A 25,220-nucleotide genomic window follows, 5' to 3' on the forward strand; every position below is an offset into this window, starting at 1 on the left:
GGATTCCGATCGGTCCGGAGGGGCGGGGCGGGGCGGGGCGGGGCGGTCTGCCTACACGAACCCGCCGGATGTGCCGATGAAAACTTTCTCCGCCGCGCCCTCACGCCGCCGGCGGATGCGCCAGGAACTCGGCGATCGCCGCCACGAACTTGTCGCCATAGGCCTCGCGCTTGCGCTCGCCGACCCCGTGGACCGTGCGCAGGGCCCAGAGGTCGACGGGCTTCTGGCGGGCCATCTCGATCAGGGTGCGGTCGGGGAACACCATGAAGGCCGCGATGCCCTCGGCCCGGGCCAGGGTGGCGCGCAGGCCGCGCAGGTGCTGGAACAGGGCCTCGTCGGTCTCGGACAGCGCGATCTCGCCGTCCTCGCGGGGTGCGGCGCGGCGGCGGTCGCGGGACTCCGCCTTCGGCTCGGGATCCGGACGCAGCTGGACCGGCTCGCGCCCGTACAGGATCGCCTCGCCCTTCGCGGTCATGGACAGGCCGCCGTAGCCGTCGGCGTTCTCGGCGATCGCCCCGGCGGCGAACAGCTGGCGCAGGATCGCCCGCCAGGCCGCCACCGGCTTGTCGGAGCCCACCCCGAAGGTCTTGAGGCCCGCATGCCCGTTGCGGCGGATCTGCTCGCTCTCCTTGCCGTGGACCACGTCGCAGATGTAGGCGGCGCCGAACCGCTGCCCGGTGCGCACGATCGCCGAGAGGATCTTCTGCGCCGAGACCGTGCCGTCCACCAGGGTGACGCCGCCGCGGCACAGGTCGCAGCGGCCGCAGGGTTCGCTGGTCTCGCCGAAATAGGCGAGCAGCGACTGGCGCCGGCAGCTCGCGCCCTCGCACAGGGTGATCATCGCCTCGAGCTTGCGCCGCTCGACCCGGCGCCGATCGTCGGAGATCTCCTTCTCGTCGATCTGCCGGCGGCGGAGCGCCATGTCGTCGAGGCCGTAGAGGGTGAGCGTGTCGGCGGGCAGCCCGTCGCGGCCGGCGCGGCCGATCTCCTGATAGTAGCCCTCGACGTTGTTGGGCATGTCGGCGTGGCAGACGAAGCGCACGTCGGGCTTGTTGATGCCCATGCCGAAGGCGATCGTGGCGGTCATCACCACCCCGTCCTCCTGCAGGAACCGGTCCTGGTTGCGCATCCGCGTGCCCTGGTCGAGGCCGGCATGGTAGGGCAGGGCGTCGAACCCGTCCTTCTTGAGGGTCTCGGCCAGCTGCTCGGTGCGCTTGCGCGACGAGCAGTAGATGATCCCGCTCTCCGCCCGCCGGTGCTTCAGGAAGCGCTCGATCTGCCGGGCCGGGTTGTCCTTGGGCTGGAACGTCAGCCGGATGTTCGGCCGGTCGAAGGAATGGACGAAGATCTTCGGGGGCCGCCCCTGCGGGAACAGCCGCTCGGCGATCTCGGCGCGGGTCGCCGCATCGGCGGTGGCGGTCAGCGCCAGGGTCTGGACGTTGCCGAGGGCCGTCCGGGCCCGGGCGATCTCCCGGTACTCGGGCCGGAAATCGTGCCCCCATTGCGAGACGCAGTGGGCCTCGTCCACCGCCAGCCGCCGGACTCCGGCCCCGCGCAGGGCCTCGATGCAGCCCTCCATCAGCAGGCGCTCCGGAGAGACGAACAGAAGCCGCAGGTCCCCCGAGCGCAGGCTGCGCCAGGTCTCCCGGGACTCCGCCTCGGCCACGGTCGAGTTGAGGGTGGCGGCCTCGATCCCGACGCTGCGCATCTGCTGCACCTGATCGTGCATCAGCGCGATCAGGGGCGAGACCACCACGGTGAGGCCCGAATCGATGAGCGCCGGGAGCTGGTAGGTCATCGACTTGCCCGAACCCGTGGGCATCACGGCGAACACGTCGTCGCCGTCCAGCACCGCGCCGATCACCTCGTCCTGCCCGGGCCGGAAATCCTCGTAGCCGAAGGTCTTTTTGAGCGCGGCGCGGGCCTCGTCGAGGCGGGTCATCGGGATCCTTGTTCGGGGTGGCGGCGCGCGGCTTGCGGCGCCCGTGTCGCGACACTAGCCTTCCGGACGTCTACACGGGGACGGTCATGCCGCTCAACATCCGCAGCGAAGCGGTGAACCAGCTCGCGGAAAAGCTGGCCTCGCGGGTCGGCGTCAGCAAGACCGAGGCGGTGCGGATTGCGCTCACCAACGAGCTGGAACGCCAGAAAAGCGAACGCGATACGTTCATGGAGCGCATCAAGCGGCTCCAGGACGAACTCGCCTCCTATCCGAAGACCGGGCTGGAGGCGGACAAGGCATTCTACGACAGCCTGAACGACGAGTGATGTTCGTCGATGCCTCGGCCATCGTGGCGATCCTGGTCGGTGAGCCGGGACACACGCTGCTGGTCGATCGCCTCCGCGACGCGCCCGTGCGGTTGACGAGCGGTCTGGCCGTCTACGAGGCGGTGCTCGCCATCGCGCGCATTCAGAAGGTCGAGCCAGACATCGCCCAAGCCGTCGTGGACAGCTTCCTCGACGCGGCCGGCCTCACGCTGGTCCCGATCACCGGCGCTGAGGGACGGCGCGCGACGGCAGCCCATGCCCGCTTCGGCAAGGGCCGCCACCCGGCACGCCTGAACCTCGGCGATTGCTTCGCCTATGCCTGCGCGCAGGCCCACGGCGTGCCGCTGCTCTCCGTCGGCGACGATTTCCCGCAGACCGACATCCGCTCCGCCCTCGGCTGAGCCTCAGCCGCCGTGGAACTCGGCCACGTGCTGCGCCACGATCGCGTCGAAGGACTCGTCGGCCCGGAAGCCCAGGCCCAGGGCGGCCTCCGGCTCGAACGCCTCCGGCCAGGAGCCGACGATCCGCGCGATGGTGGCGTCGGGCTCCCGCCGGATCAGCGCCACCGCCTTGTCGCCCGCCACGCGGCGCAGGGCCTCGATCTCCTCGGCCACCGTCGCCGAGACGCCCGGCATGGTCAGGCTGATCCGCGGCCCGATCGCCGCGAGGTCGAGGCCGGCGGCGTGGACCAAGAAGCCCACCGCCGCGCCGGGGCTGGCGAACCAGTGCCGCACCGTGTCGGGCACCGGCAGGATCGCCTCCTGGCCGGCGAGCGGCTCGCGGATGATCCCCGAGAAGAACCCCGAGGCCGCCTTGTTGGGCTTGCCCGGCCGCACGCAGATCGTCGGCAGGCGTAGGCCGATCCCGTCGAGGAAGCCGCGCCGGGCGTAGTCGGCGAGCATCAATTCGCCCATGGCCTTCTGCACGCCGTAGGACGAGGCGGGGCGCAGGATGAAGTCGTCCGGGATCACCTTGGGGAAGGGGGGTCCGAACACGGCGAGCGAGGAGGTGAAGACCAGCTTCGGCCGGTAGCCGTCCGCCGCGTTGGCCTTCCGGACCGCGTCGAGGAGCAGCCGCGTGCCGTCGAGGTTGACCCGGTAGCCGAGTTCGAGGTTGGCCTCGGCCTCGCCGGAGACCACCGCGGCGAGGTGGAAGATCACCCCCGGCCGCTCGGCGATGGCGGCCTCGGCGGCGCCGGGGGCGGTGAGATCCGCGGCCTCGGCCCGTACGGATCCGGCAAAGCCCTCCGGCGCGGCGGGCGGCACCACGTCGAGCAGGGTGAGGGCGGTGAGCTTCTGCCCGCCGACCCGGCCGTCCTTCACCAGGGCGTCCACGAGGCGGCGGCCGATCATGCCGGCGGCGCCGAGAATCAGGGCGTGCATGGGAAACCTCTCGTCAGATTGGGCAGCCGCTCAGGCCATCATGTCCAGGGCGCGCCCGAAGAAGTCCGGGCCGCCGAAATTGCCGGATTTCAGCGCGAGCAGCATCGGCTCGGGCCGGCCGGCGGTGCGCAGGACGGGCACGCCCGCGGCGATCTCGGGGCCGAGCAGGAAGGCGCCGAGTCCCAGCCGGTCGACCACCGCGCCCGAGGTCTCGCCCCCGGCCACCACGAGCCGGCGGACCCCGCGGGCGACGAGGCCCTCGGCGATGGCGGCCAGCGCCGCCTCGATGGCGTGGCCGGCCGCATCGACGCCGTGCTCGGCCTGGAGGGCGCGGACCGCCTCGGGGGGCGCCGAGGAGGCGATCAGCACCGGGCCGGAGGGGAGGCGTTCCTCCGCGAAGGCCAGGGCCTCGGCCACCACGTCGGCGCCGGCGAGCAGCCGGGCCGGGTCGAGGCGCAGCACCGGCATCAGCGCCTCCGCGGCGGCGACCTGCTGCAGCGTCGCCTGCGAGCAGCTGCCGGCGAGGCAGGCGGCGGACCCGCCCACCGGCTCGCCGACCGCCGCCCCGGCGGCGTCCCTCGTGCCGCGCCCGTCGGCGGCGAGGGCCCGGGCGAGGCCGAGCCCGAGCCCCGAGGCCCCCACCGAGAATTTTCGGCCGACGATCGCCCGGCCGAGGGTTTCGAGGTCGCTGTCGAAGATCGCGTCCGCGATGGCGGCACCCTTGCCCTCGGCGGCCAGCGCCTCGAGGCGGGCCGCCACGGCCTCGGCGCCCCGGGCGACCATGGCGGTGTCGATCAGGCCGACCGGGCTTCCGCTCTGGCGGCCGAGCACCCGCACGAGGTTGGCGTCGCGCATCGGGTTGAGCGGATGGTCCTTGAGCGGGCTCTCGTTCAGCGGCACCGCGCCGACGAACAGGTTGCCCTGGTAGACGCTGCGCCCGGTCTCGGGGAAGGCGGGGGTGACGAGCGCGATGGCCTCGCCGGCGTCCGCCCGCAGGGCGTCCATGACGGGGCCGATATTGCCCGCATCGGTCGAATCGAAGGTCGAGCAGACCTTGAACATCACGTGGGCCGCGCCCCGGGCGCGCAGCCAGGCCTCCGCCTCGCGGGAGCGCGCCACGGCCTGGTCGGCAGGGATCGAGCGGCTTTTGAGCGCCACCACCACCGCGTCGGCCTCCGGCAGGGCGCGGTCCTGTTCCGGCACGCCGATGGTCTGGATCGTGCGCAGCCCCGCCTTGGTCAGGGTGTTGGCGAGGTCCGAGGCCCCCGTGTAGTCGTCGGCGACGCAACCCAGCGCGAGGCTCATCGGGCGTTCCCCTTGTAGGCGGCGAGCCAGCCGAGGCCCGCGACGGTGTCGGCCGCCGGGATGTACTCGCAGCCGACGAAGCCGGCGTAGCCGAGCCGGTCCAGCTCGTCGAACAGGAAGAAGTCCGCCACCTCGCCGGTCCCGGGCTCGTGCCGCTCGGGTACGCTCGCGGTCTGGACGTGGCCGATGATCGGCATCAGCGCGCGCAGCCGCATGGTCACGTCGCCGTGCAGGATCTGGCAATGGTAGAGGTCGAACTGGAGCTTCAGGTTCGGCAGGGCGAGGTCGCGGATCAGGTCCGCGGCCCGGCCGAAATCGTTGAGGAAATAGCCCGGCATGTTCCGGCCGTTGATCGGCTCCAGGACGAGGTCGAGGCCGGCGGTTGCCAGGCGCTGCGCCGTCCAGGTGACCGCCCGGCGATAGGAGTCGGCGGCGCGCGGGTCTTCGTGCGGGGCGAGGCCCGCCATCAGGTGGAGCCGGCCGACGCCGGTCGCCTCGGCGTAGCGGAGCGCCGTCTCGACCCCCGCCTTCAGCTCATCGAATCGCTCAGGAAACGCCGCCAAGCCGCGCTCGCCCTTGGCGAAATCGCCGGGCGGCAGGTTGAACAGCGCCTGGGTCAACCCGTTGTCCCGGAGCCGCGCGCCGATGGACTCGGCCGGGTGCTCGTAGGGGAACAGGAACTCGACGGCGTCGAACCCGGCCCGGGCCGCGGCCTCGAACCGGTCGAGGAACGGTACCTCGTTGAACATGAGGCTGAGGTTGGCGGCAAAGCGCGGCATTTCTTCTGGGACTCCCAGCCCGGTTCTCGGCACCCGTTCGATCCGCCCGGCGGACCGCCATCCAATCAGATCACCTCATCCTGAGGTGCGGCGTAAGCCGCCTCGAAGGAGGCCTCCAGCCGGCAGCACGATCCCTGGAGCCCTCCTTCGAGGCCCGCTGACGCGGGCACCTCAGGATGAGGAGGAGGGTGGGATCAGGGTTCTTCAAGCTGTCCCCGGAAGCTTCGCCCCCGAGACCTGCGCGTAGAGCCGCGCCACGGAGGCGTCGTCGTCCCGGCCCATGCTGGCGCCCGACGCCATCAGGAACATCTGCAGGGCCGCCGCCGCCACCGGGACCGGGTACTTCTCGGCCCGGGCCATGTCCTGCACGATGCCGAGATCCTTCACGAAGATGTCGACCGCGCTCTTCGGAGCGTAGTCCGCGTCGAGGATATGGGGCACCCGGTTCTCGAACATCCAGGAGTTGCCCGCCGACTTGGTGATCACCTCGTAGACACGGCCCAGGTCGAGGCCCTGCTTGGCCGCGAAGGCCATCGCCTCGCAGGCGGCGACGATGTGGACCCCGGCGAGCAGCTGGTTGATCATCTTGAAGGCCGCGCCCTGGCCGGCCGCGTCGCCGAGCTCGTAGAGCGTGCCCGCCATGGCATCGAGGGCGGGCCGGGCCTTCGCGAAGGCCGTCGCGGAGCCGGAGGCCAGGAAGGTCAGCCCGCCATCGGCCGCCCGGGCGGCGCCGCCGCTCATCGGGGCGTCGAGGTAGTGGCGGCCGGTGGCCTCCAGCCGGGCCGCGAGCGCGCGCGCCACGGCCGGGTCCATGGTGGCGGAGGACACGAACACCGCGCCCTCCGGCATCGCCGCGGCGGCACCGTGCTCGCCGAACAGCACCGCCTCGGTCTGGGCGGCGTTGACCACCACGCTCACCACGACGTCGGCGTCCCGCGCCGCCTCGGCGGGGTTCGCGGCGGCGCGCCCGCCGGCGGCCGCGAAGCGCGCCACCGCCTCCGGGTTCACGTCGCAGGCGGCGACGGAAAACCCCGCCCGCAGCAGCGAGCCGGCCATGCCGGAGCCCATGGAGCCCAGGCCGATCACCGCGGCGCGGCGTGTTGGGGTGGTCATCGGGTGCGGCTCCTGCTTGGACTACGGGAGGGAGTCGTGACGTCGCTGAGTGAGGAGCATCCGGAACCGCCTCTCTCCCTCCCCCCCTCTGCGGGGGCGGGAGACCGGCGCGCTCGGCTCAAGGCCTCACCGGTTGACCATCCGGGCCGGCGTGACGAACACGCAGACCGAGCCGACCACCAGCATGACGGCGAGCGCGTACATGCCGGCGGCGGTGCTGCCCGTGGCGTCGCGCAGCGCCCCGATCACGTAGGGGCTGACGAAGCCCGCCAGATTCCCCACCGAGTTGATCAGCGCGATGCCGGCGGCCGCGCCGGCGCCGCTCAGGAACGCCGTGGGCAGGGACCAGAACAGCGGCGAGCAGGTCAGCACGCCGGCCGCCGCCACCGAGAGCGCCGCCACCGCGATCGTCGTCGAGCCGGCGGTCGCCGAGACCACGAAGCCGACGGCGCCGATGAGCGCCGGGACGATCAGGTGCCAGCGCCGCTCGCGCATCCGGTCGGCGGAGAGGCCCAGCAGGACCATCACGATGGCCGCGCACAGGAACGGGATCGCGCTGATCAGGCCGATATTGAGGTTGCCCTGCACCCCGGACGCCTTGACGATCGTCGGCAGCCAGAAGGTCAGGCCGTACTGGCCGGTGACGAAGGCGAAGTAGATCAGGCTCATGAACCACACGCGGCCGTTGCGGAACACGGTGGCGATCGAGTGCGGGCTGGCTTCCTTGCCGTGGTTGTCGGCGGCGATGTCGCGCTCGAGGAGCTGCTTCTCGGCGTCGGTCAGCCACTTCGCCTCGGAGGGGCGGTTGTCGAGGTAGAGGAACACGGCGACGCCGATCAGCACCGCCGGCACCGCCTCGATCAGGAACATCCACTGCCAGCCCGACAGGCCGTGGGCGCCGTTGAGCGCGTCCATGATCAGGCCCGAGAGCGGGTTGCCGAAGATGCCGGAGATCGGGATCGCCGCCATGAACACCGCGATCACCTTGGCCCGGCGATGCGCCGGGAACCACTGCGTCGTGTACAGGATCGCCCCCGGATAGAACCCGGCCTCGGCCAGCCCGAGCAGGAACCGCATCCCGTAGAAGGTCCACTCGGAGTTCACGAACAGGAACGCCCCCGAGATGATCCCCCAGGTGATCATGATCCGGGCGATCCAGACCCGGGCGCCGACCCGGTGCAGGATCACGTTCGAGGGTACCTCGAACAGGAAGTAGCCGAGGAAGAAGATCCCGGCGCCCAGCCCGTAGACCGTCTCGGAGAACTTCAGCTCCTGGGACATCTGGAGCTTGGCGAAGCCGACATTCACCCGGTCGAGATACGCCACCACGTAGCAGAGCATCAGGAACGGCACGAGGCGCCAGAACACCTTCGCGTAGGTGCGGTCGGCGAAGGACTTTTCGTCCGCGTGTGCGGCGGCGCTCCCCAGCGGGGCGGCTTGGACCGGCATCGGCGTTCTCCCGGGTCCGGGGCGCGGGGCCCTCGGACGATGGTGTTCGCCGCACGGTTGGCAGCGCTGGCCGGTGCCATATCGCCTTTTGGCAGCGCTGCCAATCCAGTTGTGCGAGATAATGCAGGCGGCTATGTCGAGGGGAAGGCGCTGCTGAGCGCGAGATCTACATCCTCTCCAACCGCCTCATCCTGAGGTGCCGGAGCGCAGCGGAGGCCTCGAAGGAGGCTTCCAGAAACCGCGCCGACATCTGGAGGGCTCCTTCGAGGCCCGCTCGCGCGGGCACCTCAGGATGCGGGGATGGATGGGCGTGGTGGGGGCCTCGCAAAGAAGAAAACCGCGCCGGGAGAAGCGGGGCCATGGACGACCTTCAGCCGCCGGGGCGGCTCGTGACCCTCACCGACGTCGCCCGGGCGGCCGGCGTCGGCGAGAGCACGGTCTCGCGGGTCTTGCGCAACCACGGCTCCTATTCCAAGCGCGCCGGCGAGCGGGTGGCGGAGGCGGTGGCCCGCCTCGGCTACGTGCCGAACCGGCTGGCCGGCAGCCTCGCCGGCCAGGGGGCGAGCGCGCGGCTCGTCGGCGTCGTGATCCCGTCGCTCGCCAACGTGGTCTTCCCCGACCTGCTGCGGGGGCTGACGGCGGCCCTGGACGCCGAAGGCGTGCCCTGCGTGATCGGGGTGAGCGACTACGATCCGGACCGGGAGGAGGCGCTGGTCGCCGCGCTCCTGTCGTGGCGCCCGGCGGCGCTGCTGCTCACCGGGCTGGAGCACAATCCCGGGACCGTCGTCCTCGCCAGGGCGGGGGGCGTGCGCGTGGTCGAGATGATCGACACGGACGGGGAGGGGATCGACGCCGTGGTCGGCTTCTCCAACCGCGCCGTGGGGGCGGCGAGCGCCCGCCATCTCGTCGGGCGGGGCTACCGGCGCATCGCCTATCTCGGCCACGACCTGGGCGTCGACCTGCGGGCGGGCAAGCGGCTCGCCGGGTTCGAGGCCGCGCTGGCGGAGGCGGGGCTGGCGCTCCACGGCCATGAGATCCGGCCGGGCCCGTCCTCGCCGGCCTCGGGCCGGGCCGGGCTCGAAGCGCTGCTCGCGCGCCATCCGGACCTCGACGCGGTCTACTTCTCCAACGACGACATGGCGCTGGGCGGCTACTTCGCCTGCCTGGCCGCGGGCCTGGCGGTGCCGGGGCGGCTCGCGCTGTTCGGCTTCAACGGGCTCGACTTCGCGGCCGCGATGCCCCAGCCCCTGTCGACGGTGCGCACGCCGCGCCTGGAGATCGGCCGGCAGGCGGCCGCCTGCCTGATGGGCGACGGCCCGAAAAAGATCGATCTGGGATTCACGCTGATCGAGGGAGCGACGGCATGAGTGAGACGGCGCTGCGCGAAGACATCTGCCGCTACGGCCGCTCGCTGTTCGAGCGCGGCCTGACGCCGGGCTCATCCGGCAACATCTCGCTGCGCCTGCCCGACGGCGGCTGGCTGGTGACGCCCACCAACGCGTCGCTGGGCTTCCTCGACCCGGCGCGGATCTCCCGGCTCGACGCGACCGGGCGTCTGGTCTCCGGGGACAAGCCCACCAAGGAGATCCCGCTGCACACGGCGCTCTACGAGAGCCGGACGGCTGCGAAGGCCATCGTCCACCTGCACTCGACCCACGCGGTGGCGGTCTCGATGCTGCCGGAGATCGACCCCCGTCAGGTGCTGCCGCCGCTGACGCCCTACTATCTGATGCGCACCGGCGGCACGGCGCTGGTGCCCTATTACCGCCCCGGCGACCCGGCGGTGGCGGACGCGATCCGGGGCCTGGCGGGGCGATACAGCGCGGTGCTGCTTGCCAATCACGGTCCGGTGGTGGCCGGAGACAGCCTGGAGGGCGCGGTCTTCGCCACCGAGGAGCTGGAGGAGACCGCCAAGCTGTATTTGTTACTTCGCAACCTCAACCCGCGGCAGTTGAGCCCGGGACAGGTCGCCGATCTGGTGCGCCATTTCGGGCTGACGTTGCCCGAGCCGGAGGATCATGCCGGGCACGATCACGGGTGAGGGCGGCTGGCCCGCTCTCCCATCAAACCACCTCATCCTGAGGTGCGAGCCCAGCGAGCCTCGAAGGAGCCCTCCAGAAGCCACCGCGGTCCCTGGAGCCCTCCTTCGAGGCCTCCGCTGCGCTCCGGCACCTCAGGATGAGGTGGAGGATGGGGCTGCGGTGGTCTGCGCCTCACCCCTCGATCTTCGCGAACTCCGCCACCTCCCGCGTCGCGGCGCGGAGCGCGTTGAGCAGGAACAGGCGGTTCTCGCGGAGCTTTGGATCGGGGGCGTTGACGGTGACGTCCTGGAAGAACGCGTCCACCGGTGCCCGCAGCGTCGAGAGCGCCTGCATGGCCCCCGAAAAGTCCTCCCGGGCGACGGCCGCCGAGGCAGTCTCCCGCGCCTTCGCCAAAGCCTCGGCGAGCGCCCGCTCGGCCGGCTCGCCCGCGGCGGCGAGGGCGGCATCGGGCTCGGCATCGTAGGCGCGGCCGTCCTTCTTCTCCTCGATGCGCAGGATGTTGGCGGCGCGCTTGTAGCCCGCCAGCAGGTTTTTTCCGTCTTCCGTGTCGAGGAAAGCTCCGAGCGCCTCGACACGGCGGACCACCATCAGCAGGTCGTCCTGGCCGGGCAGGGCGAAGACGGCGTCGATCAGGTCGTGGCGGGCGCCTTGGTCGCGCAGATAGACTTTCAGGCGGTCGGCGAAGAAGGCGAGAAGGCTGGCTGATATCTGCTCACAAACGCTTCCCTTAACCGATCGCTGTTTGTGTCCGGGTGAAAGCACCACCTCGTCGTACATTCCCGGCGCATCGGTCAGATATTGGACGTATTTTACTTGGTTGGCGGAAACGTCCTGAATGCAAAGCCGCAATTCACGATCGAGGATCAGCCGGATCACCCCCAAAGCCGCCCGCCGCAGCGCGAACGGGTCCTTGCTCCCCGTCGGCTTCTCGTCGATCGCCCAGAACCCCACCAGCGTGTCGAGCTTGTCGGCGAGCGCCACCGCGATCGACACCGGATCGGTCGGCACCCGGTCGGAGGGACCGACCGGCTTGTAGTGCTCCTCGAGGGCCGCGCAGACGCTGGGATGCTCCCCCTGAAGCGCCGCATACTTGCGCCCCATCAGGCCCTGCAGTTCCGGAAACTCGCCGACCATCTCGGTGACGAGGTCGGCCTTGGCGAGACGCGCCGCGCGCTCGGCGAGGTCCGGGTCGGCCCCCACCCGCGGCGCAAGCTCCGTGGCCAGGGCGGCGATGCGGGCGATCCGCTCCCCCTGCGTGCCGAGCTTCTCGTGGAACACGATGCTGTCGAGCTTCGGCAGCCGATCGTCCAACGCAACCGCCCGGTCCGTGTCCCAGAAGAACTTCGCGTCCGACAGGCGCGCCCGCACCACCCGCTCGTTGCCCGCGGTGATCGCCAGGCCGCCGTCCGAGGCCAGGAGATTCGAGACCAGGATGAAGGCCGGGGCCAGATCCTCCGAGCCGCTCTTGCGCAGCACGAAGCACTTCTGGTTCGCCCGGATCGTCGCCCGGATCGCCTCGGCGGGGATGTCGAGGAAGCTCGCGTCGAAGGAGCCCATCAGCACCACCGGCCATTCCACGAGGCCGGCCACCTCCTCCAGCAGGCCCTCGTCCTCCACGAGGTCGAGGTTCTGGGCGAAGGCGAGGTCGCGGGCGTCGTGCAGGATCACGTCCTTGCGCCGCTCGGGGTCGAGGATGACCTTCGCCCGCTCCAGCGCCTGGATGTAGTCGTCGAACCGGCGCACCTCGATCGCCTCGGGCGCCAGGAAGCGGTGCCCGTAGGTCACGGTCCCGGCCGCGATCCCGCCGACCGCGAACGGCACGACCTCCGGGGTCTCGGTCTCCGGCCCGAAGGTGGCGACGATCGATTGCAGCGGGCGCACCCAGCGCAGGGCGCCGGGCTCCGCCGAGGCCGCACCCCAGCGCATGGATTTCGGCCAGGGAAAGCTCTTCAGGATCTCCGGCAGGATCTCCGCCAGCACGTCCAGCGTCTCGCGGCCGGGGCGCTCGATCACCGCGAGGTAGAATTCGCCCTTCTTGGGATCGGTGATGGTTTTGGCCTGATCCAGGCTCGTGAGCCCCGCGCCCTTCAGGAAGCCCTGGACGGCGGCCTCGGGGGCGCCAACCCGCGGGCCGCGGCGTTCTTCCCGGACCGCCTCGCCCCGGGCGGGCAGGCCGGCGATGTGGAGCGCCAGCCGGCGCGGCGTCGAGAACGCCCTGGCGCCCTCGTACAGGAAGCCGCGCTCCACCAGGGCGTCGGTGACGCGTTGTCTCAGATCCTCCGCCGCGCGCCGCTGCATGCGGGCGGGGATCTCTTCCGAGCGGAGTTCGAGCAGGAGGTCGGGCATGGCGCGGCCATATCGCCGCGCCGCAGGCCTGTCGAGGGTCGACGGGCCGGGCGCGGTCCGGGATTCAGTGCGCCTCGCCCTTCAGGATGGTCGAGAGCTGCCACTTCCGGTCGCCGATCGCGTGGGCGTCCGACACCTTCCAGCTGCCGTCCTCGCGCACGAGGTCGTAGACGATGGATTTCGAACCGTCTCCGCCCTTGCGCTCCACCGTGACCTTCGCCTGGTCCTGGCCCTCGGTGGCCTCCTTGAAGGTCAGGGCCTTCACGGTGTCGGGCTTGAGCGGCTCGCCGTTGAGGCGGAAATCGAAGTCGAGGTTGCCGGCGGCGCCGTTGGCCTGCTTGGCATCGGCGTCGAACAGGCCCTGGAGACGCTTCGAGTAGACCGCGGAGTGATTCGGGTGCGGCTCGGCGTAGAGCTTCTTGACCACCGCCTCGGGGCCGGGATCGGCCGCGAGCGCCGGGGCGAGGCCGAGCCCGAGGATGCCGAGGGCGAGGAGGATCTTTTTCATCGAACGGTTCCCGCGTCTGCGGACGCGCCGGGGCGCGCCGGTTGGCGGGGGTTGCAACGCGCGAGGGCCGAAGGGGCTCCGCCCGGGACGGCCTGCGGCGGCACTTGCACGAATGCGAACCGCACGCGCATGATGCGGCATGTCGTTCGACACGCTGTACCAGTCCCGCGCCCCGGTCACGCCTCCGCAGGCCCTCGCCGAGCTGGGTGTGGTCGTGTTGCTGCGCGATGTGGTGACCGACGACGGTGTTCCGATTCCGGCGGGCACGGAAGGCACGATCGTCGGCATCTGGGCTGACGGAGAAGCCTACGAGGTCGAGTTCGACGAGCCGGTGGCGGGCAACGCCACCGTCCGGGCCGACGCCCTGCGCGCGGTCTGAAACAGGTGGACGACGATCCCGGGACTGGACGCCGGATCTCACGATCGCCCAGTCCAAGATCCACGGCTACTTGCTCAATCTCGATCTTCGGAAAGGCCGCCCCTAGGCCCGCGTCCTGCTGGCCTGCGGCTTCAAGCAATCCGGTGGCGCTCTGCTCGTCTCGGCCCTTTTCCACCCTGCGCGCCCACGCCAGCTCGTGCGCGAGGTCGACGACGTCTACGGACGCAAATACGTCTACGAGGGCCCTCTCGCGAGCCCCGACGGCAGCAATCCCCTGTTCCGTTCCGTGTGGCAATCGAAGCCGGACGACCCGCGCCGCTTCTTCTGCACGGCCTATCCGCTGTAGGCCACTCCGTTACGCCCCCCCGGCCGCCGTCCTGAGCCACGCCGCCCCGCAGGCCTTCGCCAAATCCCGCACCCGCAGGATGTAGCTCTGGCGCTCCGTCACCGAGATCACCCCGCGGGCGTCGAGCAGGTTGAAGACGTGGCTCGCCTTGATGCACTGGTCGTAGGCCGGCTGCGCCATGCGGTGGCGTGCGTCGTCCGAGGCCGGCGCGCCCGCGTCGAGGTAGGTCCGGCAGGCGGCCTCCGCGTCGGTGAACTGGCGGAACAGCATCGCGGTGTCGGCCGCCTCGAAGTTGTGGCGGGAATATTCCTGCTCGGCCTGGAGGAAGACGTCGCCGTAGGTGACCCGGTCCGGGCCCTCGGCGCCGTTGAAGTCCAGATCGTAGACGTTCTCGACCCCCTGGACGTACATGGCGAGCCGCTCCAGCCCGTAGGTCAGTTCGCCCGCCACCGGCGCGCATTCGAAGCCCGCCACCTGCTGGAAGTAGGTGAACTGGGAGACCTCCATCCCGTCGCACCAGCATTCCCAGCCGAGGCCCCAGGCACCGAGCGTCGGGCTCTCCCAATCGTCCTCGACGAAGCGGATGTCGTGGAGCTTCAGGTCGACGCCGATGGCGGCGAGCGAGGCGAGGTAGAGTTCCTGGAGGTTCGGCGGGTTCGGCTTCAGGATCACCTGGAACTGGTAATAGTGCTGGAGCCGGTTGGGGTTCTCGCCGTAGCGGCCGTCCTTGGGCCGGCGCGAGGGCTGGACGTAGGCGGCCTTCCAGGGCTTGGGCCCGAGCGCCCGCAGGGTCGTGGCCGGATGGAACGTGCCGGCGCCGACCTCCATGTCGTAGGGCTGGAGGATCACGCAGCCCTGCGCCGCCCAGAACTGCTGCAGCGTCAGGATCAGACCCTGGAACGATTTTTTCTGGGACATGGGACTCGAAGGCTCGGGCTCGCGCGGCGGGTCGGGCCGCCGGCGGGCCGGTTTAGGTGCGGGGGGCCGGGGGTGCAAGGCGAAGGGGACACGGCGAGGGGGGATACGGCGAGGCGGCGGAGTTGCGCATCCGGGGCGGATGGTGGTCCGATCGCGCGGGACGACGCCCGGAGGGACCCATGGACAGCGGCACGACCGGCATCGCGATTCGCCCGATCGACCCCGGGGACCGGGCGGCGTGGCTGCCGCTCTGGCGCGGCTATCAGGCCTTCTACAGAGTCGACCTGTCCGCTGCGGTCACCGACACGACGTGGCAGCGCCTCAACGATCCGGCCGAGCCGGTCGACGGCGCCCTGGCCTGGCGGGGCGCCGAGGCTCTGGGGCTCGTCCACCACATCCGCCACCGCTCGGCCTGGACGGTGGGCGATTACTGCTACCTTCAGGACCTGTTCGTGGCGGAGGGAACCCGGGGCCTGGGGATCGGCCGGCGGCTGATCGCGCATGTCTACGCGGCCGCGGAGGCGGCGGGCTGCTCCCGCGTCCACTGGCTGACGCACGAAACCAACACCGACGCGATGCAGCTCTACGACCGGATCGCCGAGCGGTCGGGCTTCGTGCAGTACCGCAAGATCTTCTGAAGATCGGCGCCCCGGGGTGCGGCGGGACACCCAAGCGCGGCGGTTTCTGAGCAATAAGCCGGAACCGCCAAGCCAGCGGCCAAGTTATCGCCGCAACAGGGGATCTCGGCACCTCAGCGCTGCCGAACAGAATACGTCGGACGACCCATCATGCGCAACGCTCGCACCCTCGACACCTTCGGCCGCAAGAACATCGCCGTCCTCGTCGCCATCGCGGTCTCGTCGCTGGCCGCCACGCCGCTGGTGATGAGCGCGAGCCGCGCCCTGGCCACCTCGGAGGATCAACCCGTGGCCGCGACCCTGCGGGTCGAGCCGGTGGACGTCGCCCCGGTGGCGGCGGCACCGAAGGCCGAGGCCACCTGCCTGCGCAAGGTCCGGGTGGTCTACAGCGGATACGGCCAGCCGGCGGACGGCTGCGCGGCGCACTGAGGCCGGCGATCCGGCTCAGCCCTGGGCCGGCGCCGTGCCGGCCAGCCGCTTGAGGTGGAGTTCCTCCAGGTCGATCTCCGTCTCCAGCTGGCGCAGCACCGAGCTGTGGATCCGGTTCTCCCGGTGCAGGGCGATCAGCGCCGACCGGCCGGACCGCACGGCGAGCAGCGCCGCGGCGAAGTGCTCGGTCTTCTCGGCTTCGAGCGCCGCGCGCTCGTCGCGGTCCCGGGACGTAGCCCGGACCCGGCGGCGGTATTCCTCCACGAGTCGGGGATGCTGCAGGGCCCCGGTCTCGGGAGACACCAACCCTTCCAGGCTGGCGAGCCCCGCCTCGTTGACGACCACGCGGGCCATCGGCGCGTCGAGATGGCCGTCCGGCAGGCGCGCCCCGGGGTCGAGGCGGAGCCGGCGGATCAGCGGCCCCAGCGTGGTGCCCTGCACCAGCACGGTGAACAGGATCACCGCGAAGGCCGCGACCAGGATCGCGTCGCGGCCGGGGAATTCCACCGGCAGCGCCAGGGCGGCCGCCAGGGTCACGACCCCGCGCATGCCGGCCCAGCCGACGATCAGCGGCACCGCGGGGGTGGGGGGCGGCTCCTGCGACCGCCCCCGCGCCGACAGGATCGGCCGGAGATACACGGCGGGGAACACCCAGATCAGGCGGGCGACCACGCAGGCCGCCGTGACGGCGAGCGCCAGGGGCAGCTCCGCAGCGAGCGTCCCGAACTCGCCCCCGGTCCGCGCCAGCACGCCGCGCAGCGCCAGCCCGATCAGCACGAAGACCAGGGCCTCCAGCACGAACACCACGAATTCCCACACCGCCACGGCGTGGCGCCGGACATGGGCATCGAAGGTCTCGTGCTCCCGCCCGCCCAGCATCAGCCCGCAGGCCACGACGGCGAGCACCCCGGAGGCGTGGACCTCCTCGGCGGCGAGATAGGCGGCGTAAGCGGCCAGGAAACTCAGCACCGTGACGGCGTTGGCGTCGTGCAGGCGCCGGACCAGCGCGTTCACCGCCAGGCCGGAGACCAGCCCGACCGCGACCCCCGCCGCCGCCAGCCAGGCGAAGCTGCCCGCCGCCGCCCAGGCGCTGAAGCTGCCGGTCAGCGCCGCCGCCACGGCGAAGCGGTAGAGCACGAGGCCCGAGGCGTCGTTGACGAGGCTCTCGCCCTCCAGGACCGTGACCATCCGGCGGGGCAGGGCGACCCGGGCCAGCACCGCCTTGGCGGCGACCGCGTCGGGGGGCGACACGATGGCGCCCAGCGCGAAGCAGGCCGCCCAGGGCAGGACCGGCGCCGCCGCGTGGGCGATGAGCCCGACCGCCAGGGTGGTGAACAGGACCGCGCCCAGCGACAGGGACAGGATCGGGCCGAGGCTTGCCCGGAAGTCGCGCCAGACGGTGAAGTAGGCCGATTCGAGCAGGAGCGGCGGCAGGAACAGGACCATGATCAGGTCCGGATCGAGATCGAAGGCCGGCAGGCCCGGCGCCACAGCCAGCACCATGCCGCCCAGCACCAGGGCGGCGGCCGGCGGGAATCCGAGCCGCCCGGCCACCAGGGACAGCAGCAGAGCCGCCCCGAGGAGCGCGAGGATCAACTCGAACAGGGCGACGGGCGTCATCGATCAATTTCGGCGCTGAGGCTTCGGTAAGCTCGGCCTTTCTAAGCCGGTTTCGCCGGGCCGCCGAACGCTTTCGCTAGGCCGGCCGAAAGCGACGGGCGATCGTGGAACTGAGGCATACGCCGTCTTGGAAGACGGATCGGTCCTGCGGCCGATCTTCCGCAACAGGCGGGAGACCGTCCTGCCGGTTCATGAACCGGTCAAACGCAGCCACCACGGGGAGCCCGCGGCGCGAGCGGCCCGTCAGCCTGTCTCAAAGCGCCCCTTCCCGCACCGCCCCCGGATCGGCCAGGGCGTGGAGGATCCGCGCCGCGCTGTGGGCGAAGCGCAATGTCACGGCCTTGCGGCGGGCGCCGCTCAGCGGGTGCTCGGGGGGGTCCCGCAGGATCCCCGCCCCGTAGGCGTCGGCGACGATCAGGCCGCATTCCTCCGGGATCAGCGCGTCCGGCACGTCCTCGGGGATCGCGAAGAAGAAGCGGTCGCAGAAATCGCGGTAGTCCGGCCATTTCCGGTCGGCACGGAAGTCCGCCACGCTCGACTTGATCTCCACGATGGTCAGCTTGCCCGCCCCGCACAGCGCGATCACGTCGGCCCGGCGGCCGTTCACCAGGGAGAATTCCGGCAGGGTGACGCAGCCCATCTCGGAGAATAGCCGGCGCACGCCGCGCTGGATCCGCAGGGCCGTGGGCGACTGGCGCCGGTCGGGCGGCAGGAGCGCCTCGGCGACCGGGGGCGCGGTATCGGAAAGGCTCACGGAAGCGGACATCACTCTCGGGGCATGCGTCTGTGCCGAATCGGGACATCCTGCCAAGTCGCGCGCCGCCCGTCACCTGCGGCGCGGGATCACCCCGGCTCCGTCATCCGAGGCACGCCCGGATCGCCGCGAATCCGTCGGTGAGGGCGGCCGGGCCGGGCTGCAGGATCAGCGGCGCCTTGATCTCGTGGATGCGGCCGTCGCGCACCGCCGGGATCGCCGCCCAGCCGGGCCGGTCGCGGATGCGCGCGATGTTGACCCGCTTGCCGCACCAGGAGGCGAGGATCACCTGGGGCGCCGCCGCGATCACCTGCTCGGGCGACACGATCCGGTCCTTCGCGGCGGGCTGGCGGCTCAAATCCGGAAACACGTCGCAGCCGCCCGCGAGGGCGATCAGGTCCGAGACCCAGCCGATGCCGGAGATCATCGGCGCATCCCATTCCTCGAAGTAGACCCGCAGGGGCGGGCGGTCGCGCACGGCCTCGGCCGCCGCGGCGAGCCGCGCCTCGAAGCCCGCCGCCAGGGTCTCGGCCCGCTCCGGCAGGCCGACGAGGGCACCCAGCGTCCGCACCATGGCGAGGCAGCCCGCGACGTCGCGCTGGTTGAACAGGTGCACCGCCACGCCCGCCCGGGCAAGGTCGGCGGCGATGTCGGCCTGGAGGTCCGAGAAGGCCAGGACGAGGTCCGGCGCCAGGGCCAGGATCTTCGGGATGTCGGCGCTGGTGAAGGCGGAGACGCGGGGCTTCTCCCGCCGGACCCGGGGCGGACGCACCGCATAGCCCGAGACGCCGACGATCCGGTCCTCGGCGCCGAGCAGGTACAGGGTCTCGACGGTCTCCTCGGTGAGGCAGACGATCCGCTCGGGCGGGAACCGGCGCATCAGCGGGCGCGCCAAGTCATCGATCGAGCCGAGTTCATCGATCGAGCCGAGTTCATCGGTCGAGCCGGGTTCATCGGTCGAGCCACGCGAGCAGGCCGGCACCGGGGGCGAGGAGCACGAAGGCCCAGACCAGCGCGGAGGCGAGGTTGGCGGCCTGGAACGGCAGCCGCGACAGGCCGAGGATGCCGGCGAGCAGCGGCACCAGGGCCCGGGCCGGGCCGAAGAACCGCCCCAGCGCCACCGCGGCGATGCCCCAGCGCCCGATGAAGGCCTCGGCCTTCGCGGTGAGGTCGGGATAGCGCCGCAGCGGCCATTGGGTCTTGGCCCCGGGCCCGAGCCAGCGCCCGGCCTCGTAGGAGAGCCAGTCCCCCAGGGCGGCACCGAGCGCGGCGCCGAGGACCACCGGCCAGAACGGGATGTCGGCCCCGCCCACCAGGGCGCCGACGCCGAGCAGGATCACGGTGGCCGGCACGAACAGCGACAGGACCGCGATCGATTCGCAGAAGGCGAGGCCGCCCGCGATCAGCGGCGTCCAGGCCTTGTGCGCCTCGACGAAGGCGAGGGTCGCGGTGCGCAGGGCTTCGATGTCCATGGAACTCGGAGGCGGGGGGAGACCGGCCCCATCTGAGGCAGGGGAGGGCGGACCGCAAGGGATGGCGGTGCGAGGCGTAACCCGCGCCCCAGTGCCGGGATCCGCGCCCCGGTGCCGGGTCGCTGGGAGCCCGTCGGTCCGGGCCGGTCGCTACTGCGTGATCAGCAGCTTGCCGCTGATCGGGCCCACCCCCTTGGGCACGGGCACGCTCGTCGCATCGTAGTTGGCGTTGAGGTAGAGGTTCGGTCCCTCGTAGAGGTTCACCTGCTGCGCCACCACGACCGTGTAGGCGGATTGGTCCGCCACCGGCTTGTCGGCGTCGATCACGAGGCGTCCGGCCGGCAGGTAGATCGTGCCCAGCATGGTGCGGGCGTTGTTGCTGATGATCCGGTAGATCCGCATGGGCTTCGTCTGACCGAGGGGTGCCGGGGTCGGCGGCAGCACGAGCCCGGTGAGATCGTCGACGAGACCCGAGGCCGGATCGACCGGATTGGAAACCGTCGTCTGCTCGGCCATCAGCAAGCCCGCCATATCGCCCATGGTCGGCGCCGTGAGGCTGACGGTGGTCTTCTTGTCGAACAGCAGCCCCGCCTTGTCGCCCACGAAGTAGAAACCGACGTTGACACCGGTGAGCGTCGCATTGTCCTGGACGATCAGCGGCCCATCCTTGAACACGTAGATGCCGGGCCGCATCGTCACGACGGCCTTCTTCTTGATCTGAAGACCGTAGCAGTAGGTGCCGGGGTCGAGGGTCACGTCCTTGTCGATCGTCTGAGTCTTCGTGAGCGGCAGCAGGTTGAACGGGTAGGGCAGGCTCGAGCAGGCGCCCACCGGCGGGTTGGCACGGCGCTTCAGCGGATCGGCGATCACCGGGCATCCGGTCTGGGGCGGCGGCGCGAAGTTCGCGCGGACCCCGAGATATCCCCCCGCCGAGCAGATCGTATCTGCCCGCGCCATGGCGTTGTCGCCGCCGACCATGCCGGTGGCGTTCGTCGAGTTCGAGTAGAGCGAGCAGCCGTTGGCGGTGACCTGAGCGCTCTTCTGCAGGTTGAACGCGCCCGGCGCGGCGGGGTCGAGGGTGAGCATGCACAGCCGCATCTTGCCGACCACGCTGGCCTTGGCTTGCACCGACACGGTGCGGGCGCCGATGCCGAGAAAACCGCCGAAGGCGAGCTTCACGCTCTCTTGGATGCGCGCCGAGACGCTGGTCTTGTCGGCCGCGACGTCCACCGTCACCGTGAAGGGCTGATCGGGCGACGGCGGCGCGTTGGTGCGGATGGTCTGCTCGGTGACGCCCTGGATCGAGGCGATGCTGGACGCGGCGAGCTTGAGGGTGTTGCCGCCGGTGAGCACGCCCACGTCGACGGCGTTCTGCAACTGGGAGCGGCGGGTGACGAGATGCGCGTAGTCGATGCCGCCGCCGACCAAGCCGAACAGCACCGTCGAACCCAGCGCGAAGGTCAGGGCGACGCCGCCACGCCGATTGCCGGCAAAGGCCCGGCCGCCCAGGGTTGCCCTGCGCACGACCGCCCTGTGCACGACCGCCGTCAGGCGCCGTCGTGCGGCAACCTCGCTGTCCACCATTCCGCCTGAGCCTTGAACCCCCGAATCCGTGTGAAGTCTTCGCAGGGAGAGGTGGCGCGGCGGTTAATTGAGCCGCCTGAACGTCCCGCTCTGCTTGCCGTGTGGCGCTATGCTTAAGATTCGGACCGTTCACAGTGACATCGCGGTCGCGGGCGGAGGGCCGGGCCGGATCTCGGTCGAAGGGCGGGGACAGCGCGTCGGGTTCGCCCCTCCACGACGCCCCCTCCACGACGCCCGCCAGCCCCTCGCTTGCGCCCGCGTTCCGGATCGCCGACAGACTCGGCGCCCCCCCGGAGCCGGGAATCACCCGCGTTGAACGTCCTGTCGATCCAGTCCCACGTCGCCTACGGCCATGTCGGCAACGCCGCGGCGGTGTTCCCGATGCAGCGGCTCGGAGTCGAGGTCTGGCCGGTGCACACCGTGCAGTTCTCCAACCACACGGGCTACGGCGCGTGGCGCGGCCCGGTCTTCGACGCCGAGACGATCCGCGCGGTGGTGCAGGGCATCGGCGAGCGCGGGGTGCTTCCCACCTGCGACGCCGTGCTGTCGGGCTACATGGGCTCGGCCGAGATCGGTGCCGCGATCCTGGAGGCGGTGGAGGCCGTGCGGGCGGCGAACCCGGCGGCGCTCTATTGCTGCGACCCGGTGATCGGCGACGTCGCGGAAGGCGTCTACGTGCGCCCCGGCATCGCGGCGTTCCTGCGCACGCGCGCCGTGCCGGAGGCCGACATCCTCACACCCAACCAGTTCGAGCTCGGCCTCCTCACCGACCTGCCGAGCCGCACCCTGGCGGAGGCGGCGGCGGCGATCGCGGCGCTCCAGGCCCGCGGCCCCCGGGTGGTGCTGGTCACCTCGGCGCTCTGCGCCGACACGCCGGCCGACCGGATCGACCTGCTCGCCGGCGCGGGGGGGCGGGTGTTCCGGGTCCGCACGCCGCGGCTGGACATCGCGGTGAACGGCGCGGGCGACTGCATCGCCGCCCTGTTCCTGATCCACTACGCCCGCACCGGCTCGGCCGAGGCGGCGCTGGGCGCTGCGGCGTCCTCGGTCTACGGGCTCCTGAAGCGCACCGCCGCGGCGGGATCTCGGGAGATCCTGACGGTGGCGGCGCAGGAGGAGTACGTGAACCCGAGCGAGCGGTTTCCGGTCGAGGCGGTGTGATCGGTTGAGGCCCGGTCCGCCTCAATCCGCCCCCTCCCGCACGATGGTCGGCTCGTGCGTCACGGAAAACGTCACCGACCGCGCGATGAAGCACATCGCATGGGCGCGGCGGTGCAGCGCCAGGGCGGCGTCGGGGTCGGACTCCGCCGTGATGGTCACCCGGGGGCGCAGGGTGACCGCGGTGAACTGGCCGGCGCCGCCCGCCTCCTCGGTCATGCGGCCCTCGGCGGTGTCTTCGTAGGCGGTGACCACGAGGCCGGCCTGCGCGCACAGGCCGAGATACCAGAGCTTGTGGCAGGCGGCGAGCGAGGCCACCAGCAGCTCCTCGGGGTTCCAGCACGCGGGATCGCCCCGGAACGCCGGATCGGACGAGCCCGCGATCGGCGGCTTGCCCGGCGCCGACAGGGTGTGGGCGCGCTCGTAGCCGCGATAGCCGCCGGTCCCGCTGCCGGTATTGCCCGTCCAGGTCACCGTGACCGCGTAGCGATGCTGCGTCTCGGCCATGAAGCCCTCCGCGTCCTGACCGGTCGGCGGCCCGCCCGGTCCTCGGGACCGAGTCGATACGGCCCGTCGCACCGTGTACCAAGGGCGCGCTTCGCCTCCGAGTCGCGGCCCTCCGGCCCCGCGCGAGCAGGAAGGTCCGACCCGATGGCGCGCCGCTTCGTCACCCTCGACGTGTTCACCGAGGACCGGCTCGCGGGCAATCCGCTCGCCGTGGTGCTCGACGCGGAGGGCCTCGACACCGCCGCCATGCAGGCCATCGCCCGGGAGTTCAACCTGTCGGAGACGGTGTTCGTCCTGCCGCCGACCGACGCCCGGCAGCGGGCGCGCGTGCGCATCTTCACCCCCGGCCGGGAGCTGCCCTTCGCCGGCCATCCCACGGTCGGCACCGCGGTGCTGCTGGCGCTGCGGGATCCGGCCCGGGGCGATGCCCGCGCCTTCGGCCTGGAGGAGGAGATCGGGATCGTCCCCTGCGTGGTCGAGACGTGGGGCGACGGCAGCGGCGGCCGGGCGCGGTTCCGGTTGCCGGTCCTGCCGGAATATCTCGGGCCGGGCCCCGAGCCCGCGATCCTGGCACCGCGCCTCGGCCTCACGCCCGGCGACATCGGCAGCGGCCGGCACGCGCCGAGCCGCCACGGGGTCGGCCCGCGCTTCACCTGCGTGCCCGTCGCCTCCGTGGCGGCACTCGACGCCGCCCGGCCGGCCCAGGCGCCGGAGCCGGGGGACGGGCTCTACCTCTACGCCCCCGATCCCGAAGGCACCGGCCGGTGCTGGCGGGTGCGGATGTTCGCGCCGGATCTGGGCGTCCCGGAGGACCCCGCCACCGGCTCGGCGGCCGCCGCCTTCGCGGGGGTGCTGATGCAGTTCGAGCCGCTGGGCGAGGGCGCCCACGACGTGACGATCCGCCAGGGCGAAGCCATGGGCCGGCCGAGCACGATCGCGCTCCAGCTCACGATCGAGTCCGGCGCCCTGCGGGGGGTGGAGATCGGCGGCGCCGCCGTGATCGTCTCGGACGGCACCCTGCATGTCTGAGGGGTTCCGCATCACGCCCCTCGCCGACGTGACGGCGCGGTTCGTGGAGCACGACTGGGCCTTCCCCCGGACGCACGAAGCCGCCATCGCGGCGCATTGGCGGGCCCGGATCGCCCGCAGCCCCGGCATGTTCGACGGCACGGTTCTCCTGAGCTGCGCCCATGCCGTCGGGGAGGGGGTCGCCCGCCTCGACCTGTTCGCGACGCGCTATTCCAGCTTCACCTACTATCGGCACGTCCCGCACGCCGATCCGCGGGTGCGCAACGCCTTCGCGGCGATCGTGCCCTGGACGGCGGACGGCGCGGTCCTGCTCGGCGCGATGGGCGCCCACACGGCCAATGCCGGCCAGCTCTACTTCCCCTGCGGCACCCCGGACCTCGACGACGTGCGCGGCGCGGCGGTCGACCTCGCCGGCAGCGCCGCCCGGGAACTCGCCGAGGAGACCGGCCTCGCGCTGCCGGAGGACGCGGCGACCGGCTGGGTGCTGCTCGAAGGGGAGGGCCAGCTCGCCTTCCTGCGACCGGTGCGCTTCTTGGAGCCGGCCGCAGTGCTGGAGGCGCGGGTCGCCGAGCACCTGCGGCGCGAGGCCGAGCCGGAGCTCGCCGGGATGGCCGTCGTGCGGAGCGCGGACGCGATCGACGCCGCCCGGATGCCGGGCTTCGTGCGGGCCTATCTGGCGGAGGCGTTTTCGTCGCGACCCTGATCGGGGCTCTGCCCCGATCCCCCGCCAACGGGCTGGCGCCCTTTGGAATCCGACCTTCCCTGCGACCGGGCCAAGCAGATCAGCCCGAGCAGGACCGCACCGCATCCGGCGAGCGCCACGGCCCGGTCCGGCCCAAGCAGGTCGGTCATCCGCTCCCCGGCGATATTGCCGATCGCGGCGACGGCTCCGGATCTGCGCATCCTCCTCGGCATGGCCGAGGCCGGCATGGGCGGGACGGTGCTGCCGGACTCCTCTGCGCGGAGGCGCTGGCCGTCTGACCGTCTGACCGTCTGACCGTCTGACCGAGCGGCCCTCCGACCGGACGGGGCCGGTCAACACCCCGTTCCGCGCCTGGACCCGGGCCGCGCTGCGCGACGCCCGCAGGGCGCGTGTCCGCGACGTCCTGCTGCGCCGGTTCCGAACGGCCTGACACCGGACCCCGATGAGCCCGACCATGAGACGGGATCATCGACAACTGGTCTGAGCGGTGG

General features: G+C 71.7%; 26 protein-coding genes. 11 read left to right on the top strand and 15 right to left on the bottom strand.

The features are described 5' to 3' along the window. Positions 1 to 100 precede the first annotated feature (100 nt). A complete protein-coding gene (gene recQ / locus MKL01_RS14935) occupies positions 101 to 1,942 on the bottom strand; it encodes a DNA helicase RecQ (RefSeq protein ID WP_243905993.1) in 1,842 nt (613 codons plus the stop codon). 86 nt (positions 1,943 to 2,028) lie between these two features. Here recQ and MKL01_RS14940 point away from each other — a divergent pair, with 86 nt between their 5' ends. Beyond that, positions 2,029 to 2,268, top strand: a complete 240-nt coding sequence (locus tag MKL01_RS14940) for a type II toxin-antitoxin system VapB family antitoxin (protein ID WP_243905994.1) — start codon at positions 2,029 to 2,031, stop codon at positions 2,266 to 2,268. Next, positions 2,268 to 2,669 (top strand): type II toxin-antitoxin system VapC family toxin, encoded by a 402-nt coding sequence (locus MKL01_RS14945; RefSeq protein WP_243905995.1) that lies wholly within the window; start codon positions 2,268 to 2,270, stop codon positions 2,667 to 2,669. Before MKL01_RS14940 ends, MKL01_RS14945 begins: the two co-directional genes overlap by 1 nt. 3 nt (positions 2,670 to 2,672) lie before the next feature. Here MKL01_RS14945 and denD read toward each other — a convergent pair whose 3' ends face one another. From denD to MKL01_RS14970, 5 genes are all read right to left on the bottom strand, one after another. Further along, complete coding sequence (denD, locus tag MKL01_RS14950; protein ID WP_243905996.1) at positions 2,673 to 3,650, bottom strand: D-erythronate dehydrogenase; 978 nt, start codon at positions 3,648 to 3,650, stop codon at positions 2,673 to 2,675. 30 nt (positions 3,651 to 3,680) lie between these two features. Then, a complete protein-coding gene (gene otnK / locus MKL01_RS14955) occupies positions 3,681 to 4,955 on the bottom strand; it encodes a 3-oxo-tetronate kinase (RefSeq protein WP_243905997.1) in 1,275 nt (424 codons plus the stop codon). Next, positions 4,952 to 5,734 carry a 2-oxo-tetronate isomerase gene (otnI, locus tag MKL01_RS14960; RefSeq protein ID WP_243905998.1) on the bottom strand — a complete coding sequence of 261 codons (783 nt, stop codon included), beginning with the start codon at positions 5,732 to 5,734 and terminating at the stop codon, positions 4,952 to 4,954. Before otnI ends, otnK begins: the two co-directional genes overlap by 4 nt. A 204-nt stretch (positions 5,735 to 5,938) precedes the next feature. Then, entirely contained in the window at positions 5,939 to 6,847 is a 909-nt protein-coding gene (ltnD, locus tag MKL01_RS14965; RefSeq protein WP_243905999.1) for an L-threonate dehydrogenase, read from the bottom strand. Positions 6,848 to 6,973: 126 nt separating this feature from the next. Then, positions 6,974 to 8,296, bottom strand: coding sequence for an MFS transporter (locus MKL01_RS14970; RefSeq protein WP_243906000.1), 1,323 nt, complete (start codon positions 8,294 to 8,296; stop codon positions 6,974 to 6,976). A gap of 359 nt (positions 8,297 to 8,655) precedes the next feature. Here MKL01_RS14970 and MKL01_RS14975 point away from each other — a divergent pair, with 359 nt between their 5' ends. Further along, positions 8,656 to 9,663 (top strand): LacI family DNA-binding transcriptional regulator, encoded by a 1,008-nt coding sequence (locus MKL01_RS14975; protein WP_243906001.1) that lies wholly within the window; start codon positions 8,656 to 8,658, stop codon positions 9,661 to 9,663. Continuing rightward, positions 9,660 to 10,337, top strand: a complete 678-nt coding sequence (locus tag MKL01_RS14980; protein WP_243906002.1) for an aldolase — start codon at positions 9,660 to 9,662, stop codon at positions 10,335 to 10,337. The genes MKL01_RS14975 and MKL01_RS14980 overlap by 4 nt, the downstream gene beginning before the upstream one ends. 172 nt (positions 10,338 to 10,509) lie before the next feature. Here MKL01_RS14980 and glyS read toward each other — a convergent pair whose 3' ends face one another. Then, on the bottom strand, positions 10,510 to 12,684 hold the full coding sequence (gene glyS, locus MKL01_RS14985; protein ID WP_243906003.1) for a glycine--tRNA ligase subunit beta: 2,175 nt from the start codon (positions 12,682 to 12,684) through the stop codon (positions 10,510 to 10,512). A 64-nt stretch (positions 12,685 to 12,748) separates the two neighbouring features. Then, positions 12,749 to 13,192, bottom strand: a complete 444-nt coding sequence (locus MKL01_RS14990; RefSeq protein ID WP_243906004.1) for a YbjP/YqhG family protein — start codon at positions 13,190 to 13,192, stop codon at positions 12,749 to 12,751. Between the two features lie 139 nt (positions 13,193 to 13,331). On the opposite strand from MKL01_RS14990, the gene MKL01_RS14995 reads away from it, so the two are divergent. Further along, positions 13,332 to 13,571 (top strand): DUF4926 domain-containing protein, encoded by a 240-nt coding sequence (locus MKL01_RS14995; protein ID WP_243906005.1) that lies wholly within the window; start codon positions 13,332 to 13,334, stop codon positions 13,569 to 13,571. Between the two features lie 118 nt (positions 13,572 to 13,689). Then, positions 13,690 to 13,917, top strand: a complete 228-nt coding sequence (locus MKL01_RS15000; RefSeq protein WP_409566259.1) for a DUF6883 domain-containing protein — start codon at positions 13,690 to 13,692, stop codon at positions 13,915 to 13,917. A 9-nt stretch (positions 13,918 to 13,926) separates the two neighbouring features. Here MKL01_RS15000 and MKL01_RS15005 read toward each other — a convergent pair whose 3' ends face one another. After that, positions 13,927 to 14,835 (bottom strand): glycine--tRNA ligase subunit alpha, encoded by a 909-nt coding sequence (locus MKL01_RS15005; RefSeq protein WP_243906007.1) that lies wholly within the window; start codon positions 14,833 to 14,835, stop codon positions 13,927 to 13,929. 179 nt (positions 14,836 to 15,014) lie between these two features. Between MKL01_RS15005 and MKL01_RS15010 the strand changes: the two genes are divergently transcribed. Together MKL01_RS15010 and MKL01_RS15015 are read left to right on the top strand one after the other, a co-directional pair. After that, positions 15,015 to 15,473 carry a GNAT family N-acetyltransferase gene (locus MKL01_RS15010; RefSeq protein ID WP_243906008.1) on the top strand — a complete coding sequence of 153 codons (459 nt, stop codon included), beginning with the start codon at positions 15,015 to 15,017 and terminating at the stop codon, positions 15,471 to 15,473. A 150-nt stretch (positions 15,474 to 15,623) separates the two neighbouring features. Continuing rightward, positions 15,624 to 15,902 carry a hypothetical protein gene (locus MKL01_RS15015; protein WP_243906009.1) on the top strand — a complete coding sequence of 93 codons (279 nt, stop codon included), beginning with the start codon at positions 15,624 to 15,626 and terminating at the stop codon, positions 15,900 to 15,902. A gap of 15 nt (positions 15,903 to 15,917) precedes the next feature. Here the strand turns inward: MKL01_RS15015 and MKL01_RS15020 are convergent, their stop codons facing one another. The 5 genes from MKL01_RS15020 to MKL01_RS15040 form a co-directional block, all read right to left on the bottom strand. After that, positions 15,918 to 17,522 carry a Na+/H+ antiporter gene (locus MKL01_RS15020; protein ID WP_243906010.1) on the bottom strand — a complete coding sequence of 535 codons (1,605 nt, stop codon included), beginning with the start codon at positions 17,520 to 17,522 and terminating at the stop codon, positions 15,918 to 15,920. 253 nt (positions 17,523 to 17,775) lie between these two features. Beyond that, positions 17,776 to 18,288: an MmcB family DNA repair protein gene (locus MKL01_RS15025; RefSeq protein WP_243906011.1), complete on the bottom strand. Its 513-nt coding sequence runs from the start codon at positions 18,286 to 18,288 to the stop codon at positions 17,776 to 17,778. Between the two features lie 91 nt (positions 18,289 to 18,379). After that, on the bottom strand, positions 18,380 to 19,156 hold the full coding sequence (locus MKL01_RS15030) for a cobalamin-binding protein (RefSeq protein WP_243906029.1): 777 nt from the start codon (positions 19,154 to 19,156) through the stop codon (positions 18,380 to 18,382). A gap of 70 nt (positions 19,157 to 19,226) precedes the next feature. Next, a complete protein-coding gene (locus MKL01_RS15035) occupies positions 19,227 to 19,748 on the bottom strand; it encodes a DedA family protein (RefSeq protein WP_243906012.1) in 522 nt (173 codons plus the stop codon). A gap of 150 nt (positions 19,749 to 19,898) precedes the next feature. Next, positions 19,899 to 21,332, bottom strand: a complete 1,434-nt coding sequence (locus tag MKL01_RS15040) for a TadE/TadG family type IV pilus assembly protein (protein ID WP_243906013.1) — start codon at positions 21,330 to 21,332, stop codon at positions 19,899 to 19,901. 312 nt (positions 21,333 to 21,644) lie between these two features. Here MKL01_RS15040 and pdxY point away from each other — a divergent pair, with 312 nt between their 5' ends. Continuing rightward, the gene (pdxY, locus tag MKL01_RS15045; RefSeq protein ID WP_243906014.1) at positions 21,645 to 22,493 is read left to right on the top strand and encodes a pyridoxal kinase PdxY; all 849 of its coding nucleotides are present in this window, start codon (positions 21,645 to 21,647) and stop codon (positions 22,491 to 22,493) included. A gap of 21 nt (positions 22,494 to 22,514) precedes the next feature. Here the strand turns inward: pdxY and MKL01_RS15050 are convergent, their stop codons facing one another. Continuing rightward, the gene (locus MKL01_RS15050) at positions 22,515 to 22,997 is read right to left on the bottom strand and encodes an OsmC family protein (protein ID WP_243906015.1); all 483 of its coding nucleotides are present in this window, start codon (positions 22,995 to 22,997) and stop codon (positions 22,515 to 22,517) included. Between the two features lie 144 nt (positions 22,998 to 23,141). Here MKL01_RS15050 and MKL01_RS15055 point away from each other — a divergent pair, with 144 nt between their 5' ends. Beyond that, on the top strand, positions 23,142 to 24,026 hold the full coding sequence (locus tag MKL01_RS15055) for a PhzF family phenazine biosynthesis protein (RefSeq protein WP_243906016.1): 885 nt from the start codon (positions 23,142 to 23,144) through the stop codon (positions 24,024 to 24,026). After that, complete coding sequence (locus tag MKL01_RS15060) at positions 24,019 to 24,729, top strand: NUDIX hydrolase (RefSeq protein ID WP_243906017.1); 711 nt, start codon at positions 24,019 to 24,021, stop codon at positions 24,727 to 24,729. Before MKL01_RS15055 ends, MKL01_RS15060 begins: the two co-directional genes overlap by 8 nt. Positions 24,730 to 25,220: the final 491 nt, after the last annotated feature.

It is taken from the genome of Methylobacterium sp. J-070 (assembly GCF_022829385.1).
Lineage (GTDB): Bacteria > Pseudomonadota > Alphaproteobacteria > Rhizobiales > Beijerinckiaceae > Methylobacterium.

Bases quoted from the DNA above. Each gene is read 5' to 3' on its own strand.
- recQ (WP_243905993.1), bottom strand. From the start codon at position 1,942: ATGACCCGCCTCGACGAGGCCCGCGCCGCGCTCAAAAAGACCTTCGGC.
- MKL01_RS14940 (WP_243905994.1), top strand. From the start codon at position 2,029: ATGCCGCTCAACATCCGCAGCGAAGCGGTGAACCAGCTCGCGGAAAAG.
- MKL01_RS14945 (WP_243905995.1), top strand. From the start codon at position 2,268: ATGTTCGTCGATGCCTCGGCCATCGTGGCGATCCTGGTCGGTGAGCCG.
- denD (WP_243905996.1), bottom strand. From the start codon at position 3,650: ATGCACGCCCTGATTCTCGGCGCCGCCGGCATGATCGGCCGCCGCCTC.
- otnK (WP_243905997.1), bottom strand. From the start codon at position 4,955: ATGAGCCTCGCGCTGGGTTGCGTCGCCGACGACTACACGGGGGCCTCG.
- otnI (WP_243905998.1), bottom strand. From the start codon at position 5,734: ATGCCGCGCTTTGCCGCCAACCTCAGCCTCATGTTCAACGAGGTACCG.
- ltnD (WP_243905999.1), bottom strand. From the start codon at position 6,847: ATGACCACCCCAACACGCCGCGCCGCGGTGATCGGCCTGGGCTCCATG.
- MKL01_RS14970 (WP_243906000.1), bottom strand. From the start codon at position 8,296: ATGCCGGTCCAAGCCGCCCCGCTGGGGAGCGCCGCCGCACACGCGGAC.
- MKL01_RS14975 (WP_243906001.1), top strand. From the start codon at position 8,656: ATGGACGACCTTCAGCCGCCGGGGCGGCTCGTGACCCTCACCGACGTC.
- MKL01_RS14980 (WP_243906002.1), top strand. From the start codon at position 9,660: ATGAGTGAGACGGCGCTGCGCGAAGACATCTGCCGCTACGGCCGCTCG.
- glyS (WP_243906003.1), bottom strand. From the start codon at position 12,684: ATGCCCGACCTCCTGCTCGAACTCCGCTCGGAAGAGATCCCCGCCCGC.
- MKL01_RS14990 (WP_243906004.1), bottom strand. From the start codon at position 13,192: ATGAAAAAGATCCTCCTCGCCCTCGGCATCCTCGGGCTCGGCCTCGCC.
- MKL01_RS14995 (WP_243906005.1), top strand. From the start codon at position 13,332: ATGTCGTTCGACACGCTGTACCAGTCCCGCGCCCCGGTCACGCCTCCG.
- MKL01_RS15005 (WP_243906007.1), bottom strand. From the start codon at position 14,835: ATGTCCCAGAAAAAATCGTTCCAGGGTCTGATCCTGACGCTGCAGCAG.
- MKL01_RS15010 (WP_243906008.1), top strand. From the start codon at position 15,015: ATGGACAGCGGCACGACCGGCATCGCGATTCGCCCGATCGACCCCGGG.
- MKL01_RS15015 (WP_243906009.1), top strand. From the start codon at position 15,624: ATGCGCAACGCTCGCACCCTCGACACCTTCGGCCGCAAGAACATCGCC.
- MKL01_RS15020 (WP_243906010.1), bottom strand. From the start codon at position 17,522: ATGACGCCCGTCGCCCTGTTCGAGTTGATCCTCGCGCTCCTCGGGGCG.
- MKL01_RS15025 (WP_243906011.1), bottom strand. From the start codon at position 18,288: ATGTCCGCTTCCGTGAGCCTTTCCGATACCGCGCCCCCGGTCGCCGAG.
- MKL01_RS15030 (WP_243906029.1), bottom strand. From the start codon at position 19,156: ATGCGCCGGTTCCCGCCCGAGCGGATCGTCTGCCTCACCGAGGAGACC.
- MKL01_RS15035 (WP_243906012.1), bottom strand. From the start codon at position 19,748: ATGGACATCGAAGCCCTGCGCACCGCGACCCTCGCCTTCGTCGAGGCG.
- MKL01_RS15040 (WP_243906013.1), bottom strand. From the start codon at position 21,332: ATGGTGGACAGCGAGGTTGCCGCACGACGGCGCCTGACGGCGGTCGTG.
- MKL01_RS15050 (WP_243906015.1), bottom strand. From the start codon at position 22,997: ATGGCCGAGACGCAGCATCGCTACGCGGTCACGGTGACCTGGACGGGC.
- MKL01_RS15055 (WP_243906016.1), top strand. From the start codon at position 23,142: ATGGCGCGCCGCTTCGTCACCCTCGACGTGTTCACCGAGGACCGGCTC.
- MKL01_RS15060 (WP_243906017.1), top strand. From the start codon at position 24,019: ATGTCTGAGGGGTTCCGCATCACGCCCCTCGCCGACGTGACGGCGCGG.